21 protein-coding genes are annotated in these 17350 nt (G+C 46.2%); all 21 read right to left on the bottom strand.

What is annotated here, in order from left to right; all coding sequences use genetic code 11:
• Positions 1-6: 6 nt before the first annotated feature.
• Positions 7-492, bottom strand: a complete 486-nt coding sequence (locus V6W81_RS19025; protein WP_338540067.1) for a hypothetical protein — start codon at positions 490-492, stop codon at positions 7-9.
• A gap of 84 nt (positions 493-576) precedes the next feature.
• Positions 577-1422: a TlyA family RNA methyltransferase gene (locus tag V6W81_RS19030; protein ID WP_338540068.1), complete on the bottom strand. Its 846-nt coding sequence runs from the start codon at positions 1420-1422 to the stop codon at positions 577-579.
• Between the two features lie 113 nt (positions 1423-1535).
• Positions 1536-3443 (bottom strand): 1-deoxy-D-xylulose-5-phosphate synthase, encoded by a 1908-nt coding sequence (gene dxs, locus V6W81_RS19035; RefSeq protein WP_338540069.1) that lies wholly within the window; start codon positions 3441-3443, stop codon positions 1536-1538.
• A 284-nt stretch (positions 3444-3727) separates the two neighbouring features.
• Positions 3728-4633 (bottom strand): polyprenyl synthetase family protein, encoded by a 906-nt coding sequence (locus V6W81_RS19040; protein ID WP_430700894.1) that lies wholly within the window; start codon positions 4631-4633, stop codon positions 3728-3730.
• Positions 4626-4874, bottom strand: coding sequence for an exodeoxyribonuclease VII small subunit (gene xseB, locus V6W81_RS19045; protein WP_056696546.1), 249 nt, complete (start codon positions 4872-4874; stop codon positions 4626-4628). The genes V6W81_RS19040 and xseB overlap by 8 nt, the downstream gene beginning before the upstream one ends.
• Complete coding sequence (gene xseA, locus V6W81_RS19050) at positions 4864-6225, bottom strand: exodeoxyribonuclease VII large subunit (RefSeq protein WP_145045301.1); 1362 nt, start codon at positions 6223-6225, stop codon at positions 4864-4866. Before xseA ends, xseB begins: the two co-directional genes overlap by 11 nt.
• Before the next feature lie 8 nt (positions 6226-6233).
• Entirely contained in the window at positions 6234-7091 is an 858-nt protein-coding gene (folD, locus tag V6W81_RS19055) for a bifunctional methylenetetrahydrofolate dehydrogenase/methenyltetrahydrofolate cyclohydrolase FolD (RefSeq protein ID WP_145045303.1), read from the bottom strand.
• A gap of 44 nt (positions 7092-7135) precedes the next feature.
• On the bottom strand, positions 7136-7588 hold the full coding sequence (gene nusB / locus V6W81_RS19060) for a transcription antitermination factor NusB (RefSeq protein WP_145045305.1): 453 nt from the start codon (positions 7586-7588) through the stop codon (positions 7136-7138).
• Positions 7589-7806: 218 nt separating this feature from the next.
• Entirely contained in the window at positions 7807-8040 is a 234-nt protein-coding gene (locus V6W81_RS19065; RefSeq protein WP_056696540.1) for a DUF2273 domain-containing protein, read from the bottom strand.
• Positions 8041-8054: 14 nt separating this feature from the next.
• Positions 8055-8594 (bottom strand): alkaline shock response membrane anchor protein AmaP, encoded by a 540-nt coding sequence (gene amaP, locus V6W81_RS19070; RefSeq protein ID WP_056696538.1) that lies wholly within the window; start codon positions 8592-8594, stop codon positions 8055-8057.
• Between the two features lie 138 nt (positions 8595-8732).
• The gene (locus V6W81_RS19075) at positions 8733-9143 is read right to left on the bottom strand and encodes an Asp23/Gls24 family envelope stress response protein (protein ID WP_056696536.1); all 411 of its coding nucleotides are present in this window, start codon (positions 9141-9143) and stop codon (positions 8733-8735) included.
• 220 nt (positions 9144-9363) lie between these two features.
• The gene (gene accC, locus V6W81_RS19080; protein ID WP_145045307.1) at positions 9364-10707 is read right to left on the bottom strand and encodes an acetyl-CoA carboxylase biotin carboxylase subunit; all 1344 of its coding nucleotides are present in this window, start codon (positions 10705-10707) and stop codon (positions 9364-9366) included.
• A 55-nt stretch (positions 10708-10762) separates the two neighbouring features.
• Positions 10763-11227: an acetyl-CoA carboxylase biotin carboxyl carrier protein gene (gene accB / locus V6W81_RS19085; protein WP_338540071.1), complete on the bottom strand. Its 465-nt coding sequence runs from the start codon at positions 11225-11227 to the stop codon at positions 10763-10765.
• 138 nt (positions 11228-11365) lie between these two features.
• Positions 11366-12202, bottom strand: a complete 837-nt coding sequence (locus V6W81_RS19090; protein ID WP_338540072.1) for a SpoIIIAH-like family protein — start codon at positions 12200-12202, stop codon at positions 11366-11368.
• A gap of 68 nt (positions 12203-12270) precedes the next feature.
• Positions 12271-12909 carry a stage III sporulation protein AG gene (spoIIIAG, locus tag V6W81_RS19095; RefSeq protein ID WP_056696528.1) on the bottom strand — a complete coding sequence of 213 codons (639 nt, stop codon included), beginning with the start codon at positions 12907-12909 and terminating at the stop codon, positions 12271-12273.
• A 15-nt stretch (positions 12910-12924) separates the two neighbouring features.
• On the bottom strand, positions 12925-13800 hold the full coding sequence (gene spoIIIAF, locus V6W81_RS19100; RefSeq protein WP_145045314.1) for a stage III sporulation protein AF: 876 nt from the start codon (positions 13798-13800) through the stop codon (positions 12925-12927).
• A gap of 31 nt (positions 13801-13831) precedes the next feature.
• Positions 13832-15022, bottom strand: coding sequence for a stage III sporulation protein AE (gene spoIIIAE, locus V6W81_RS19105; RefSeq protein ID WP_275445988.1), 1191 nt, complete (start codon positions 15020-15022; stop codon positions 13832-13834).
• Between the two features lie 21 nt (positions 15023-15043).
• Positions 15044-15433: a stage III sporulation protein AD gene (spoIIIAD, locus tag V6W81_RS19110; protein ID WP_056696523.1), complete on the bottom strand. Its 390-nt coding sequence runs from the start codon at positions 15431-15433 to the stop codon at positions 15044-15046.
• A 32-nt stretch (positions 15434-15465) separates the two neighbouring features.
• The gene (gene spoIIIAC / locus V6W81_RS19115) at positions 15466-15669 is read right to left on the bottom strand and encodes a stage III sporulation protein AC (protein WP_056696521.1); all 204 of its coding nucleotides are present in this window, start codon (positions 15667-15669) and stop codon (positions 15466-15468) included.
• 29 nt (positions 15670-15698) lie between these two features.
• Entirely contained in the window at positions 15699-16217 is a 519-nt protein-coding gene (gene spoIIIAB / locus V6W81_RS19120; protein ID WP_338540073.1) for a stage III sporulation protein SpoIIIAB, read from the bottom strand.
• Entirely contained in the window at positions 16210-17214 is a 1005-nt protein-coding gene (gene spoIIIAA, locus V6W81_RS19125; protein WP_338540074.1) for a stage III sporulation protein AA, read from the bottom strand. The genes spoIIIAB and spoIIIAA overlap by 8 nt, the downstream gene beginning before the upstream one ends.
• Positions 17215-17350: the final 136 nt, after the last annotated feature.

Genomic DNA, 17350 nt, shown 5'->3' on the forward strand with positions numbered 1-17350 from the left:
TTAATCTTAGTCCAAATCTTCACCATCGTATGCATCTTCCTCATAATCCATCAATCGGATTAACTTCACACTTGAGTCCTCAAGATCCACATATAACAAGCCCTCACAGCCGGGATATAACAATAAATAGTGAAGAAAACGATCGCGAAGGCCTGAGCCTGTAAATTCCACAGGTTGCCTGCGTCTGGATGTCTTCACAAGATATCGATATCCATCCTGCTGCGCGACATAATCAATGAATAATCTACTGTGATACACCGACTCATTCACTTCAAAAGCAAGCGGCACCTTCATCTTTCCACCGATGATTTCATACCCCTGTGCTTCAAGTAGGTCAATCGCAGGCGATTCCTGAATATCTGCATTCAATTGAATGCCAGTCAAGCTTACAGGCTGCGGCCGATTAATCCAGTTACGTAACCCATAGAATAACCATACGATCAAACAGATAGCAAACACACCAATCACGATTGTGTCATATTGCCCATCCATTGTCTTCACCTCGAAGACTTATTCGCGGTTGATCAGTCATTCTCCTGTTATTAGGATCACCTTTCCAGCGAAAAGAAACCCATCTTATGATGAGTTTCCCTTAAATGTATGCGCAGCTTGAGTTGCAACCTGTTGTGCCAGTGCATCTAGGTCAGCTACATTGTTCTCTGGTTGTGTTGCGCCTGGTTCTTCCAGTCGCCAATGTGCAAGGAATTCAATGTTGCCTTCCCCACCAGTAATTGGTGAGAAGGTTAAGTCTTTTAGCTTCAATCCGAGTTCCTTTGCATAACGAAGCATCGTTTCCAACACTTCCTTATGCACCCCAGTATCCCGAACAACGCCTGACTTGCCCACTTTCTCACGTCCAGCTTCGAACTGTGGTTTAATCAGAGCTACGATATCCGCAGGTTGATGAAGCAGAGCGATTAGTGGCGGTAAAATAATGCGCAGCGAGATGAACGAGACATCAATACTCGCAAAGTTCGGTACAGGTCCTATCAGATCTTCTGGGGTAACGTAACGAAAATTGGTTCTTTCCATGACCGTGACACGCTCATCGTTACGCAAAGACCAATCCAGCTGATTGTATCCGACATCAATGGCGTAGACATGAGAAGCGCCATGCTGCAAGGCACAGTCCGTAAAACCGCCGGTAGACGAACCAATATCCAGCATAACCCGTTCGTTCATATCAAGATTGAAATGACGGATCGCCTTTTCCAGCTTTAACCCGCCTCGACCCACATAAGGGTGAACAGAACCTTTAACCTTCAGTTCTGCTTCCCGTGGAATCTTCATCCCAGCCTTTTCAATTCGTTCATTATTGGCATACACTAGTCCAGCCATAATCGCCGCTTTTGCTTTCTCACGGCTCTCATAGTAACCTTGCTCGACCAGCAGAACATCAATTCGTTCTTTGGGGAGTGACATGTCTTTCTCCTATCATCAAGTAATGCTAATCATTCAGACGATGCTTCACAGGGATCACATTAAAAGTTTGTTGTGAATCGATCTTATGATCGAGGCTTTTGGATCCTTATTTATTAAGAAGGGAATTTGGTTCGTGACATGCTGTATGACGATTGTGCTGCCAACGAACGTAATTCGGAGCTTACATTTTCTACGGTAAGTCCAACTTCTGCCCGCTGCTCATTAATGCTTCCATGCTCGATAAACCGATCAGGAATCCCCATTAAATGCACCTGGACATCGTGTAAGCCTTGTTCTGCGTAGAACTCCAGCACAGCACTACCCATGCTTCCCGCTTGTGACGCTTCTTCCAGCACAATAATTTTAGTGCCTCGTACAGCCAAATCACGTAGCATTTGCTCATCCAGTGGTTTGAGGAATCGAGCATTAATTACACCAGCCGTGATGCCCTCTCTTTTCACTAACTCAGCAGCTTCTTCCGCAATTTGCAACATGGAGCCTGATGCAATAATAGCGTACCCTTCCGCTGGTCTGATCTGCTCCCATGTACCGATCGGAATCGGTACAAGTTGCTCGTCAAGCGGTACCCCAACGACATTATTCCGTGGATAACGGTATGCGATTGGTCCATCATTATACTCAATTGCAGTCTTCATCATATGACGCAGTTCATTTTCATCTTTAGGCATCATCAGTACAATGTTAGGAATATGACGCATGAACGCCACATCATACACACCTTGATGCGTTTCACCATCCGGCCCTACAAATCCAGCACGGTCGATTGCAAAGATGACGTTAGCGTTGTGACGGCAAATATCATGCACAATCTGGTCATACGCACGCTGCATAAAGGTCGAGTACACTGCAAAGATCGGTTTCAAACCTTCCATTGCCAGTGCTGCAGACATCGTGGCCGCATGTTGCTCTGCAATACCAACGTCAATCATCCGATCCGGGAATTCCTTACTGAATGGAATGAGACCCGAGCCCGTAGGCATCGCTGGTGTCACTGCTACAATACGTTTATCTTCCTTAGCCAGTTCAATTAACGTTTGGCCGAATATTTCGGTATACATCGGTTTTCCAACAGCCTTTAGAACTTGACCGGATTCGATCTTGTACGGTGAAATTCCATGCCATTTATGCGAATCGGCTTCTGCTGGCTGATAACCTTTACCTTTGGTTGTAAGGACATGAACTAACACAGGTCCTTCAACGTTATCCGCCTGTTTGAACGCTTCGATCAGCTTAGGAATATCATGTCCGTCGATCGGACCCAAGTACTTGAATCCCAGCTCTTCAAAAAGAACACCTGGAACCATCATATATTTCACGCTATCCTTGATCCAGCTCGCTGATTTAGCCAGTCTGTCGCCAATGGCAGGAATTCTTTTCAGCATTCCCTCGACATCGTCTTTGGCTTTCAGGTAGTGGCGATCCGAACGAATTTTACTTAGATATTTATGCATTGCCCCTACATTTGGAGCAATGGACATTTCGTTATCATTGAGGATGACCATCATTTTCTTCTGCTCATGGCCAATATGATTGAGTGCTTCAAAAGCCATACCGCCCGTAAGCGCTCCATCCCCGATAATAGGTATAACTTTGTTGTCTTCACCTTTAAGATCACGAGCAAGTGCCATACCCATCGCCGCAGACAATGAAGTACTGCTATGACCGGCTTCCCATACATCGTGTTCACTCTCATTACGTTTAACGAATCCGCACAATCCATTGTGTTGACGTAAAGTATCGAATCGATCCATACGACCTGTAAGGACTTTGTGTACATAAGCCTGATGCCCAACATCAAAGATCATTTTATCTACCGGACTGTTATAACAGTAATGCAGGGCAACCGTGAGCTCAACCACTCCTAAGTTGGGTGCAAGATGCCCCCCTGTAGCGGACAACTTCTCAATGAGAAACTGCCGGATCTCCGCCGATAATAAAACAAGGTCATCCTGAGACATCGACTTCAGATCGCTGGGTTGTTTAATTTGTGGAAGCAGCACGAGAATCTCCCCGCTTTCCTAGAATGTTTGAATTTTGTGTAATACGTTCATGCATAATTCATAAATTGACATTAAATCATTATAACATAAATGAAAAGGAATCATAATGTACGGTACTTCACTACCCATAGCACGTATCATCGCCAGCAGGGGACACCCTGTTCGATCATTATGTATCCTCGGTGAGCTAGACTCCTTCGCTATAAAAAGGACATCAATATAATTACACGGTTCTCAATCAATTGAAACAGAACTTTCATAATTCAACTGAGACGAATCATTAATTAATGATCTCTACGCATTAAGTAATCTGCAATCTCCATTAGTCTGGAGGAATCGGTTAGATCCGCTCTGCCGAGTGCATCCTTAGCCGATTGAGTCAGCGTGCTAACCTGCTCTTGGGACTGTTCCAAGCCAATAAAGAAAGGATAAGTAACCTTTTGTTGATTCACATCGCTTTGCGTTTTTTTGCCCATCTTCTGTTCATCGCCAGTAAGGTCAAGAATGTCATCCTGAATCTGGAAAGCAAGCCCCAAGTCTCTACCGAAAACTCGTAGTGCCTCCAGTTGCCCTTGCGTTGCTCCACCAATCCGTGCACCTGCAATAAGGGAAAATACAATTAAATCCCCTGTTTTATGCAAATGGATGTATTGTAGCTGTTCCAGGTTGGTCATTCCTTGCTCGCCTTCCATATCAGCTACCTGTCCGCCAACCATACCTCGAGCACCTGCCAACTCAGACAGATCCTCAACGATGGACAGCAGCGACTCCGCTGAAACTCCGCTCTTGCGCCCTGCTTGAACGATGCTGTAAAAAGCATGTGTTAACAGTGCATCACCCGCGAGGATTGCCGTAGCTTCGCCAAATACCTTGTGATTCGTTAATTTTCCCCTGCGATAGTCATCATTATCCATAGCAGGCAGGTCATCGTGGATCAAGGAGTACGTATGAACCATCTCTACGGCGCAGGCTACCGGAAGCGCAGCTTGACGCTCCGCACCGAAAGCTTCCGCCGCAGCAACGACCAGCAGTGGTCGAAGGCGCTTGCCTCCGGCCATTAATGAATACTGCATCGCATCACGCAGAGACTGAGGCACGTCCCATTCAGCAGGAAGAATTTCCTTCAACTCATTAGTGATCTGCTCTGTGATCTCCTGAAGATACAATTCAAATGCAAGACGATTATTCATTAACATCACCACTCTCATCAGCAAACGGCTTCTTACGAAGTTCCCCATCTTCTTCTACGATCATCTCGATCTTACGTTCCACTTGCTCCAGCTTTAAGCCACAAAGCTGCGAAAGCTTCATGCCTCGCTGAAATAAGTCAATCGCTTGCTCTAGAGGAACATCCCCGTGCTCCAGCTGACTTACGATGTCTTCCAACGCTGCCATCGCTTCTTCAAAGTTCAGTTCCGGTTCATTCGCCATGGTCATCGTCCTCCTTCATCCCCCAAACCTGACAGTCCAGCTGCCCGTCTGTTAATTTAATCTTGATTGAATCACCTGGTTGTACATCCTTCAATGATTTAATTAAACGTTGCTCCTGATCGTCATACACGAGACTATACCCACGAGACATGACCTTAAGCGGACTGAGGGCATCCAGGTGACGAATTGAAGCTTTCCAATGTTGTTGCTTGGATCTGGTTATCGCCTTCATAGCAAGCTCTAGTTGACGTCTAGCAGCTGCATGCTCACGCTGAGCAACTGCAACCTGTTCGCGAGGATTAAAACGCTGGAGCGCTGCAAGCAATCGTTCCTGCTTCTCCCCCGTCCACTTAAGCCTCGTGTCCACCGTTCGAAGCAGACGTTGATGAAGCATGTCCAAACGTTCTGAGTGCTGCAACAACGTCCGTCTAGGATGCACAAGGACTGGAGAGCGCTGCAGTCTAGCAAGACGCTCACGATTATGCACAGCTCGTTGACGCAAGCTTTGCTGGAGCTGACGCTGTCTCCGTTGAATCTGATCAAGCAGTTCAGCCCGGTTAGGTACAGCAAGCTCTGCAGCAGCCGTAGGTGTTGCAGCACGTAAATCAGCCGCAAAGTCCGCAATCGTAAAGTCGGTTTCGTGTCCCACAGCAGAGATAACAGGGATTGATGAAGCGACGATAGCTCTAGCTACGATCTCTTCGTTAAATGCCCATAATTCTTCGAGAGAACCGCCCCCACGTCCAACAATGAGTACATCCGCTTCCCCAAGACGATTCAAATTGCCAATGGCTTTGACAATCGAAGGTGCTGCTCCTTTTCCTTGTACCAATACAGGATACAAAACCACTTTGGCAGAAGGATACCTCCGTTGTAACGTCGTTAAAATATCCCGAACAGCCGCTCCTGTTGGAGAGGTCACCACACCGATGGTGTGCGGATAACGAGGGATCGCCCTTTTGCGTGATGGAGAGAATAACCCTTCTTCCTCGAGCTTTTTCTTCAACTGCTCATAGGCTAGGTATAAGCTTCCGATACCATCAGGTTGCATATGGGTGGCATAGAATTGATATTGTCCATCCCGCTCATATACGGATACGTTCCCTCTTGCGATTACCCTTGCACCCTCTTTCGGTAAAAAAGGTAATCTCTGATTATGTGACGCAAACATAATTGCTTTAATGCGACTGTCCTTATCCTTCAGAGTAAAATACATATGACCGCTGGAGTGATGTGTGAAGTTAGAGATCTCTCCGCGTAACCAAACGTCCGACAGAATCTGATCGGACTCCAATTTCATCCGGATGTACCGATTCAGATCTTTAATGGAGTAGATCTGTTGCTCTGCCACAGACTAACCTATGCCAATCCGTGCGCACGCTTGGCTGCGATCAATGTATTTTGCATCAACATCGTAATGGTCATAGGACCTACGCCGCCTGGAACTGGAGTAATTGGGCCCGATACAGTTTTCACACTTTCAAAATCAACATCACCAGCCAATTTACCATTCTCTAAACGGTTCATGCCCACATCAATAACGACTGCACCTGGCTTCACATAATCGGCATCTACAAAATTAGCTCGTCCGATAGCTACCACCAGAATATCTGCCTGGCGCGTAATTTCTTTCATATTCGCTGTACGGGAATGGCACATGGTCACAGTAGCGTTCTCCCGTTGAAGAAGCAGGGATACCGGTTTGCCCACGATATTACTCCGTCCAATAACAACAGCATGTTTACCTGACATTTCAAGACCTGTACGTTTAATCAATTCGATTACACCAGCAGGGGTACATGGCAACAAGCTATCATCACCGATCACAAGGTTTCCTACGTTAACAGGATGAAAGCCATCCACGTCCTTTTCAACAGAAATCGCATCAATAACTGCTTTCTCTTCAATGTGCTTTGGCAGAGGCAGTTGAACCAAAATCCCGTTGATGTTGGCCTGATTATTCAGCTTGTCCACAAGTGCTAGCAGATCCTCTTGTGACGTACTTTTATCTAAACGATGTACTTCTGAGTAGAAGCCAAGGTCGTGACATGCCTTTTCTTTGTTACGCACATAAACTTGGGATGCCGGATCTTCCCCGACGAGCACAACTGCCAGACCAGGCACTACCCCCTGTTCGCTAAGCTGCTTCACTTCTGCTGTTATGCCTGCGCGGATCTCTTGGGAAACTTCTTTACCGTTAATAATAGATGCTGTCATTGTACTCTCTCCCTTATGCGAATATATAGTGTGTAATCCTTGAATTAAGACAATTTTTCCTTGAGCGTGTTAACTTCTTGAATCATACGGCCTAACACACCGTTAACAAACTTACCGGATTCATCCGTACCAAAGTGTTTTGATAGCTCAATCGCTTCATTGACTGCAACTTTCGCTGGAACATCTTCACGGAAGACCATCTCAAAAGTCGCAAGACGTAAAATCTGGCGATCTACACGTGACAGACGACTAATCTGCCAGCCTTTGAGGTAATCCACAAGTAATCCATCGATAGCTTCTTTTTGGTTCCATGTTCCTTGCACAATATCTGTTACATAGGTGCGCATGGTATCTGCATCACGAATGACAACATCGGTTTCGTTTTCTTCAGCCGCTTCATTGATCAACATGTTAACCGCTTCAGACGCGCTCACTTCGTTCATTTCCATTTGATACAGACTTTGTACTGCAATTTCCCTTGCTAAACGTCTTTTCATGTCCTGCCTCCTGCAACGCTTGCTCTTAAGCGTCATCCTGCTTATTTTATAATCATTCAGGGCATCCCATCATCCACAAACTGATACACAATGTCCTTGATGTCTAATTAGTGTTAACTCTTTTCACAAAAAAACCTGCAGTACGTTTCCTCCAAAAAACGGGCATATTAAACTAAGCTCTATTTTCGGAAGAAACCTATTGCAGGGCTCAGATGGTCTTACTTAAACATACGCCAGCGATCTCCCAGCCATTGTCCCCATTCCCTCCAAGGAATGAAAGAACCCAGCTTCGAATCACTTCGTCTGCCTAACGTATAACCGATGAACACCAAAAGTGCAAAGAACAACATATCCCAAAAACCGATCCATACATAAAGAAATCCAAAAAAGATACCAAAGGCAATACCTAATACTCGGCCTCTGTGACTATCCCATATCTCTCTCCACAGCATCAGTGAAACTCACCTCATTCCACTCGACTCTTGTAGTTAGGCGACTGGGTAACGTTAGCAATATATACTGTAACAAAAGAAACCGGGATACCCGTAATCTCCTGTACATGATCATGTATTGCCTTTTGCAGATCGGAAGTCAGTGCAGGGATCGGGCTTTCCCCGTCCACTACTGCACGAATCATAATCTCCAACCCGGATTCCACCACGCGAATTCGTGCTTTTACATCACGAACCCCACGAAAACGCGAAGTCGCCTTCAAACAGAGATTCTCAATCGTCTCCATTGAGATCTGCACATCACCGTATTCTGTACGCTGATCTACAGATGGCAATGAAGCACGTTCACGCCGAACCGAGATATAGAAGAAACGTAAACTCAGGATAAACAAAATCGCTGCTGCAACAACGGCTGCAACAATGACGTTCTGTTCCTGCTGGTAATTCAATTCGTAAGGCAGCACTCCACTAACTAGAAGAATAACTGCTGCCGATATTGCTCCAACGCTTATGCTGTATATAAACAACAGAAGCCGATCCAGTATTTTCGCCACGAACTGCACAGCCTCCCTTGCTCACTAACATTGACATCTGTTTCGTATGCCCCATCTTCAGCCAAACTTCAGATGGATTCAAGACTCGTCCAAGACGGGATAACCCCCGGCAGTTATGCCGGGGGAATCTGCCCTTTGTTATTTGACGCGTTGTGTGTTCACGTCAATTTCTTCCACTTTCTCAGCATTCTTGAATTGAACATCGTGGATATGAACGTTAACTTCGTTTACATTCAGTCCTGTCATATTCTCAATAGAACGTTTCACGTTTTGCTGAATTTCAGTAGCCACCTGTGGAAGGCGGTATCCGTACTCAATAATAACGGAAACATCTACAGCAGCTTCGCGCTGTCCCACTTCGACTTTTACGCCTTTGGAAAGGTTTTTGCGACCGAGCAATTCAGCAAATCCGCCTGCGAATCCGCCGCTCATGCCAGCTACTCCTTTTACTTCAACTGTAGCCAGTCCAGCAATGACTTCAATGACTTCAGGTGCGATCTGGATTTCACCGATATCCGTTCGTTCAAATTCTGTCGGTAATGTACTCATAACTGTTCAACACACCTTTCGCGAGATAAGTTTGCGGCAATCCGTGAGGGCGCAGGTACCAAGGTCTATGACCGTCAGATACCGTTCCGATCCGGCTTTACCGGAACTCCTGCATTTTATCTCCGCAAAGCGGGCTTATCCTTTACAGGAGACATGCGCTCTTATTATTAAATACTATATCATTTGGGCTACATTATGACAAACAAGCCCAATATGCATATTAAATCTCGTTTTCCTCAAGGAATTTAATATCAAAGTCCCCACGAATGAACGTTGGGTGCTCCAGCAATTTCTGATGGAACGAGATCGTCGTGGAAATTCCTTCGATTGCAAACTCCGCGAGCGCACGTTTCATTTTGGCAATAGCTTCTTCCCGGTTTGCACCCCACACGATCAATTTTGCGATCATGGAGTCGTAGAACGGGGAGATTGTATAGCCTGGGTAAGCAGCGCTATCCACGCGCACACCAGGACCACCTGGTGCCAGATAAAATCCAATCTTGCCTGGAGCAGGCATGAAATTACGATCAGGATCTTCGGCATTAATCCGGCATTCGATAGACCAACCATTGATCACTACATCTTCCTGACGGAATGAAAGTGGATTACCTTCTGCAACCGAGATCATCTCCCGGATCAGATCGACGCCAGTAACCATTTCTGTTACGGGATGCTCTACCTGAATACGTGTATTCATTTCCATGAAATAGAATTCACCATTGGGGCTGAGCAGGAATTCCAGCGTGCCCGCGCCAGAGTAATTTACTGCAAGCGCAGCGCGCACTGCAGCATCTCCCATCAGCGTACGCACTTCTTCATTCAGAACAGGACAAGGCGCCTCTTCGACCAGCTTCTGACGACGACGTTGAACGGAACAATCACGCTCACCAAGGTGAGCTGCATTGCCATGTTTGTCAGCAATAATCTGAATTTCAACGTGTTTCATACCCGTCAAGAATTTTTCGAGATATACGCCTGCATTACCAAACGCCTTCTGTGCTTCCTGCTGAGCTGCGGTAATTTGTTTTACCAGTGACTCTTCATCCTCAGCGATACGAATCCCTTTACCTCCGCCACCTGCGGTAGCTTTGATAATGACAGGGTAACCGATATCGCGGCTGAGCATCACGGCTTCCTCGATGCTTTCGACGAGTCCGTCAGATCCAGGGATAACCGGAACTCCCGCGTCCTTCATCGTTTGCTTCGCAACGGCCTTATCTCCCATTTTGGTAATGGCTTCTGGGGATGGGCCGATAAATGTAATATTGCAAGACTCGCAAATTTCTGCAAAGTCAGCGTTCTCTGCCAAGAATCCATATCCTGGATGAACGGCATCACACTCGGTAAGTGTAGCCACACTCATGATGTTAGTAAAATTCAAATAGCTGTCCTTAGACAACGTCGGGCCGATACAATATGCCTCATCCGCTAGACGTACATGCAGTGAATCTTTATCTGCTTCCGAATAGACGGCTACCGTCGAAATACCGAGCTCACGGCACGCACGAATAATACGAACCGCAATCTCGCCACGGTTTGCAATCAGTATTTTTTGAAATTTCATTTCGTTATTGTCCTCCTTCGAAGCTCATGCGGTTGCCAATCTCGGGCAATAAACGTTATTCCGGTTTAACCAAGAACAGAGGTTGTCCGTATTCAACAAGCTGTCCATTCTCAACCAACACTTCAACGATTTCTCCCTTGATATCAGCATCAAGCTCGTTCATCAGCTTCATCGCTTCGATGATACAAACCGTTGTTTTTTCGGCAACTTTATCACCAGCGCTTACAAATGGACCTGCTTCCGGAGAAGAAGCTCTGTAAAAAGTACCTACCATCGGAGATACGATTTTATGTAAATGGCTTGTAGTATCGGCTTGTGGTGCAGTTTCAGTGACTACTGCAGCAGGTTGAACCTGTGGAGCAGCAACAACTTGAGGTTGCACAGCAGCTGCTTGAACATATTCCGTTTTACCTGGTTTGCGTATAGAGAGACGTGATCCCTCATTTTCAATTTCCAACTCCTGAACGGAACTTTCATCTACCAGTTTAATCAGTTCTTTGATTTCGCTCAATTTAAACATTAGCATTATTCACTCCTTCGGCATCATGCCAGTCTCACTTAGACGGTCATATGGCTTTATGTATTATATCATAATCGTTAAAAATGGAAAGAGCCCGGGACTTTAACAAGCTCCCAGGCCTCCATTCAAGCCCTTTCCTTACTGTTCTGTCACGTATTGAACACTGATTTTATTCTGTGCGACAGCCAGTTCCTTCATCACCAAATCCACAATGGAAACCGCTTGTTTTACATCCAGTTTGTCACTAAGCACTACGACTTTATACTTATCTTCGTTTTCTTCGATAATCGCATTGGAGAATTGCTGGGAGAGCGTCTCTTCAATCCCGTTAATCTTAGCTGTTCTCTCTTCAAGTTCACGGATCTGCTCCGTAGCTTTAGCGTTCTCTTCTGGCGTTTTGCTAAGATCTCCGGCCACGGTCATAAGTTCTTCATATTTGCGATTGTTGCTTTCTTCTCTCTGCCATTGATAGTTTTGGAACTGACTGCTTGCGGACACCGCTGTGTTCTGTTCTTCCATCTCTTTCAGAACTTCCTCATCGGTTTTAGTTGCATTCTCTTCTGTAGCTCCACTTGCCTCAGGGCTAGTTGTTGTTCCTTTGTCTGATTCCTTGCCAGCCTCACTCTTGCCCTCATTCGATTCAGCAGCTGGTGTTTTGCCTGGTTCTGCCGTTTCCTTGCCTTCAACAGCAGCTGGATCATTCGATTCGGCTGTCGTTCCTTCTGTTCCCGTACTCGCATCCGTTTCATCCACTTCTCCGCCAGTAACAACTTCGTTCACAACCAAACCTTCTGTTGGATCAAGAATGCCTGCTGTCTCTGTAGCCTCATCTTGCTTCATTCCATCGACTTGCTGGCTATCCGCAACAGGTGGATTCACAGGACCCGAGTCTTCTGTAAAGAGGTAATATGCAGACAAAATAACCATCAGACTGAGCATAGACACAAGCCATACCGTTTGGCGTTTGTTATTCATTAATACTTCCTCCTCGAATTAGCTTCAATCTTGAATTACATCCTTTGCCCTTGGATCATTGATCCAGGCTAATCCTGCTTGCGCGGTACAACCGAGATTCGATACGCGGCCACATTCAAGCCTTTTTCCACAGCATCAGTAATGAGATCCTTCACAACTTTGTTCTCTGCGCCTTTAGCTACAACAAGCACTCCACGAATTTGTGGTTTCAGTTTTTTGGTCACAATCGGTGTCTGATCCCCTGAAATTTCATAAGTAATGATCTCACCATCCCTGGTGTATTGGGTCATGTGCCTCTTGCCCCCATTGGCATCCGTCTCTTCCGTTAGCTGCTGCGAGTCTTTTACATTGCGCTGAACCACTAACTCCTCTGTTGAATCCACGGTAACCATTACATCGACCGTTCCTACACCAACGATGTTCTCCAAAACACTCTTGATCTTGTCCTCAAACGCCATCTCAATCGCCTGAAAAGGGTTCGGATCAGTCAAGTCATTTTGCATTGTGGCCATGGATGTCGCTGGATCAGGCGGTTCCCGGCCGATATTTTCCGTATCAATCTGTTTGACGTTAACAAATGAATTGAATAGCATAATGCCAACGCCGATTAACCCCAAAATAATGAGCCATCGGAATGTTTGACTTCGTCGACCTCCATCTTCCCCGCCGCCAAGCCACACTTCTATTTTTTTAAGCCATTTCCTCACCGCACACCCTCCTTCTTATAACGCCTGCGCGTTCTTTTGTTCTGTAACCTGCACTTGGCTCGCATCGATATCCCAATTCTCCGTCAAGAGCGAAATAATCTGAACAGCATGTTTCGAGCGGGATGAAGTATCACCGCCTTGAGGTCGAGTGAGCGTTTCTTGGCTGCCAGTGACCGGCTCAGCTTCCGAATCAGCGCTACCTTCATGACCATCTGGCTGTTCTGAGAGAGAGCTTCCTGAAGGTTGCTCATCGGTTCTCACCTTAATCTGCACAGTAGGAATGTGAATGGCACCAACTTGTATAGGTTCTTGTCGAGATGAGGGTTCATCTGTTGCCTGAGCATCGTCTACTTCAAACACAGAGGTACTGCCTGCTTCGGCTTCGTTACGTTCATCGGGAATCCTCGTCCCCTCCGCCTGACTACTCATTTCGACCATAACGCTTTGGATCACTGGTAAATGTACTGGAGCAGATGCTTCGGATTCTGGTTGAACCGTATCCATCAGAAGCCTTACCTCCACAGACTGAACTCGTTCCCCGGTGCTTTGTTCAATCTGGCCTTTCATCACTTTGGCTAGTTCCTTCGCAGTCCACGTTAAGGATTGCTCCTGTTCATTCAGCTGAAGACGTTTCCCCTGTGCCAATATCTGCTCCAAAGTGGCATTCCCCTCTGATGGAGATTCCATAGCAGTCATTGCTCGTTTGAGTTCGGCAACTGGATCACTCTTAAGCAATTTAGTTATAGGTGATAGGAGGGTAAGCAGGATAAGGAGGCTCAGCACAAGCTTGACGTAACGCTCCATTGAGCGATTGGGCAGTAACATATCCACAAACGTTGCGAGTAAAACAATCATGATTAATTCCTGGAGCCAGTTGCTCAGCCACCCCATCCTTCTCACGTCCTTTCTGCGTATTGTTGCATTACCTCATCATGACAGTCAGGTTCCCTGCTGTGAGCAGAATAGTGATTGCCAAGAAAAACATGAGTCCGACAGCAGCTAATGCTGCGAATACATAAATCATTGATTTTCCAATCGCTTGTAGACATCCCACGATTGGTGTGTCACCTAATGGCTGCATGATCGCTCCAGTAATGTTGTATATGAGTGCAAGGGTTAAAATTTTGAGTGCAGGGAACGCACACAAAAACAGAATGATGATAACCCCCGTAAGTCCAATTGCATTTTTCACCAGCAGCGAAGCTGTAATGACCGTGTCTGTCGCATCTGCAAATGTCCTGCCTACGACGGGAACAAAGTTACCTGCGATATACTTAGCAGCTTTTAAACTAACCCCATCGGCAACGGAGCCTGATGCACCTTGTACCGAAATTACACCTAGAAACATCGTTAGTAGAATGCCTAGTAAGGCCACGCTGATATTACGCAGGAGATCCGCAAGCTGTGTGAGCTTGTACTTATCCGATAGCGAACTGACAAGATGCAACACGGCTGAGAAGAACAGCAGCGGAAACACCAGCATGTGAATTAATGTGCTCACGAGGTGAATCATGAAAATAATCAGCGGGTGAGTGACCGAGACGGTCACTACATTCCCCATCGACGCAAGTAACGTGAAGAGCAGGGGAACCATCGCCATCATAAAACTCACCATGCCCTCAATGGCGTCCTTGGCATATCCTATAGCTACGCTGAAACTGTTGATGGCAATGACGATAATGACCATATAACAGATGGAATAGGCGATCTTACTAATGTTGTTTTTCTCAAATGCCGTTTGTAATGTCTCCAGAATCATGCTAAGTACGCTTAACATCACAATGGTTACCAACAATTTGCCGTTGTACAAGATTTCATGCAGCATGAATGTTCCAATCGCTATAAATACCGACTTCAGGCTAAATCCTTCATTGCCCGGAATTAACATATCCATGAAAGAGGGTGTTTTCCCCTCTGGGAAAAATCCACCATATTGCCCCATGAGCTGATCCCAGTATTTCTCGACTTGATCCTTCGGAAGCTGGTCAGCCTGCTGCTGCATCCATTCTCCGGATGGTGCACTTGCGGTAACATGTCCAACCATCGCAAACAGAAAACATAGCATTAGTACAAAAGTAAGGCTCCACTGCGGCTTGAAATGGTTGTTGTTCATCAAAAGTCCGCATGCCTCCTTCTATACCGGCATTAGTTTCATGACGGTTTCGATAATAATGCTAATAATGGGTATAGCGAGAACCAGAATCAGAACTTTCCCCGTAAGCTCTATTTTCGAAGCAATGCTCTCCTGACCTGCATCCCTTACAATCTGGGCACCGAATTCAGCAATGTAGGCTATGCCTATAATTTTCAATACGGTTTTCAGATAGATGCTCTCCATACCTGAGTTTTCAGCGAGTCTCTTCAACACCTCGATGACTGCACCAATTTTGCCAATCAATAGCATAAAAATGACTATGCCTGTAGCCGCAGCGATGAGAAATGCAAACATAGGCTTCTGCTCTTTGATGACAAGAATGAGAACTGTTGCAATCAACGCTAGCCCTACCACTTGAATAATTTCCACGGGTCACCACCATCCTGGCTTCATGACCGTTTTCATTGGAAAAGGAAGATCGATTTGATCTCTTGCAGTAACCCGTCTAACATACGAACAACCATGAATAATACAACGACAAATCCGATAACAGTTACCCAGTGCGCCATATCTTCCTTTCCCATTTGTTTCAGCACCGTGTGAATCATTGCAATGATGATTCCGATGCCCGCAATTTGGAAAATTGCGTTCACTTCTAGATTCATGACCTTGGCACCTCACTATCCCGGCAATTTCAGAAGATCAGAATGACGATTAACGCTCCGACAAGCATCCCAAGGCTACGGCTCATCCGTTCATATTTCATTTGGTCAGCCTGTGCACGGGATTCTTCATGCATGAGTTGTTGAATGGCTAGCGAGATATGTTTGGTCTGATCCTGACGGTCGCTGGTGCCAAGACTGAAGCTTAACTGCAACATGACTTCTCGCTCATCAGCTTTCATTGCGGACTTGTTCCACATGTATTCAATGCCAGCCTGAAGACTTTCACGTGCAGTGTGTCCGTGTGGCGGATTCATCTGACCTGCTGCATGGAGAAACAAGGATCGTACAGGTTCCTTCGTTTGAGCTCCCATTTTTCCCATAGCATCAGGAAGCGGGGTCAATCCATAATTAATCTCCGTCATCAGTCGTTGTAATGCAGCAATTAGCTCCCGCAACTGTCGTGGTCTAAGAGCAAATTGCCTTGCACGGTAAAAGCCAGCCAGTGTGCTTGCGAACAAGATAATGACAGCACCCAGTATGTTAACCAAATGCCTCACCTCCTGCATCCGGCTGCTGTAAAACACGCATTTTCCCATCTGCCAAGCGAAAGTTCATCCCTCGGCTCGTCCGCCTGAGTTGCACATAACGCTGGAACATCTGTTCCTGGATGAGTGTTCTCAGTGCTGGCCTAGAAGATAACTCTCCCAGATCCCTCCCATGTGCAGTCGCAATCACGGAAACCCCCGAATGCAGCGCCTCCACAACAGCTTCCGCATCCTCTGGACGACCAATCTCGTCCACAATGATTACGTCTGGAGACATGGAGCGAAGCATCATCATCATGCCTTCTGCCTTTGGGCATCCATCCATCACATCTGTGCGTGGTCCAACATCGAATCCGGGTACCCCTTTATAACTTCCAGCGATTTCGGAACGCTCATCCACAATGCCTACCTTAAGTCGAGGACGCAGCCCTTGCACGAACTCGCTTCCACCTACTAATCTGCAACCATTGCTTATTTGTCTTGCTAGGTCACGCAGCAATGTCGTCTTGCCTTGTTGTGGAGGGGATAAGATTAACGTATGGAATACCTGTCCGCTTTTCATGTCCAGAAGGTAAGGCAGAATACGATCAGCCACACCATGAACTTCTCGGGCAACCCTCACATTGAATCCATTGATATCGCGTAAGGTTTCCACCCGTCCACCACTTAGCACCGTTCGACCAGCAAGTCCGATCCGATGCCCTCCGGGAATGGTAATGAATCCTTTACGAAGTTCTTCTTCCAATGTATAGAGTGAGTGATTACTAATCAGATCTAGCAGCCTGTGCGTTACTTCTTTTAGAGGAATGTAGGCTTCTTCAGGCTTAGCTGTCAGACTGCCCTGTGCGGTAAGAAAGTGATAGGTATCTCCAGCATTGATCTCGAGCGGTCTCCCTTCCCGGATGCGCACTTCCTCCACTTTCTCTAATACGGCAGGTGGCATTCTTCCTAGAATGGTTCGGATCGGTTCCGGAAAAAGCTCCTTCCAGTTCACTTTCATGAGTAGGCTCCTCCAACCTTGTAATCAAATTGATCTCGTTGCTGGTGCTTGTTCATATCTCATGTTTATGCCTGTACATCGAATTTATGACGCTGAATCTAGCAATTCTTTTTAACTGCAAAATGAGAGACGTCAC

Origin of the sequence: Paenibacillus tundrae (genome assembly GCF_036884255.1) — a bacterium.
GTDB lineage: Bacteria > Bacillota > Bacilli > Paenibacillales > Paenibacillaceae > Paenibacillus.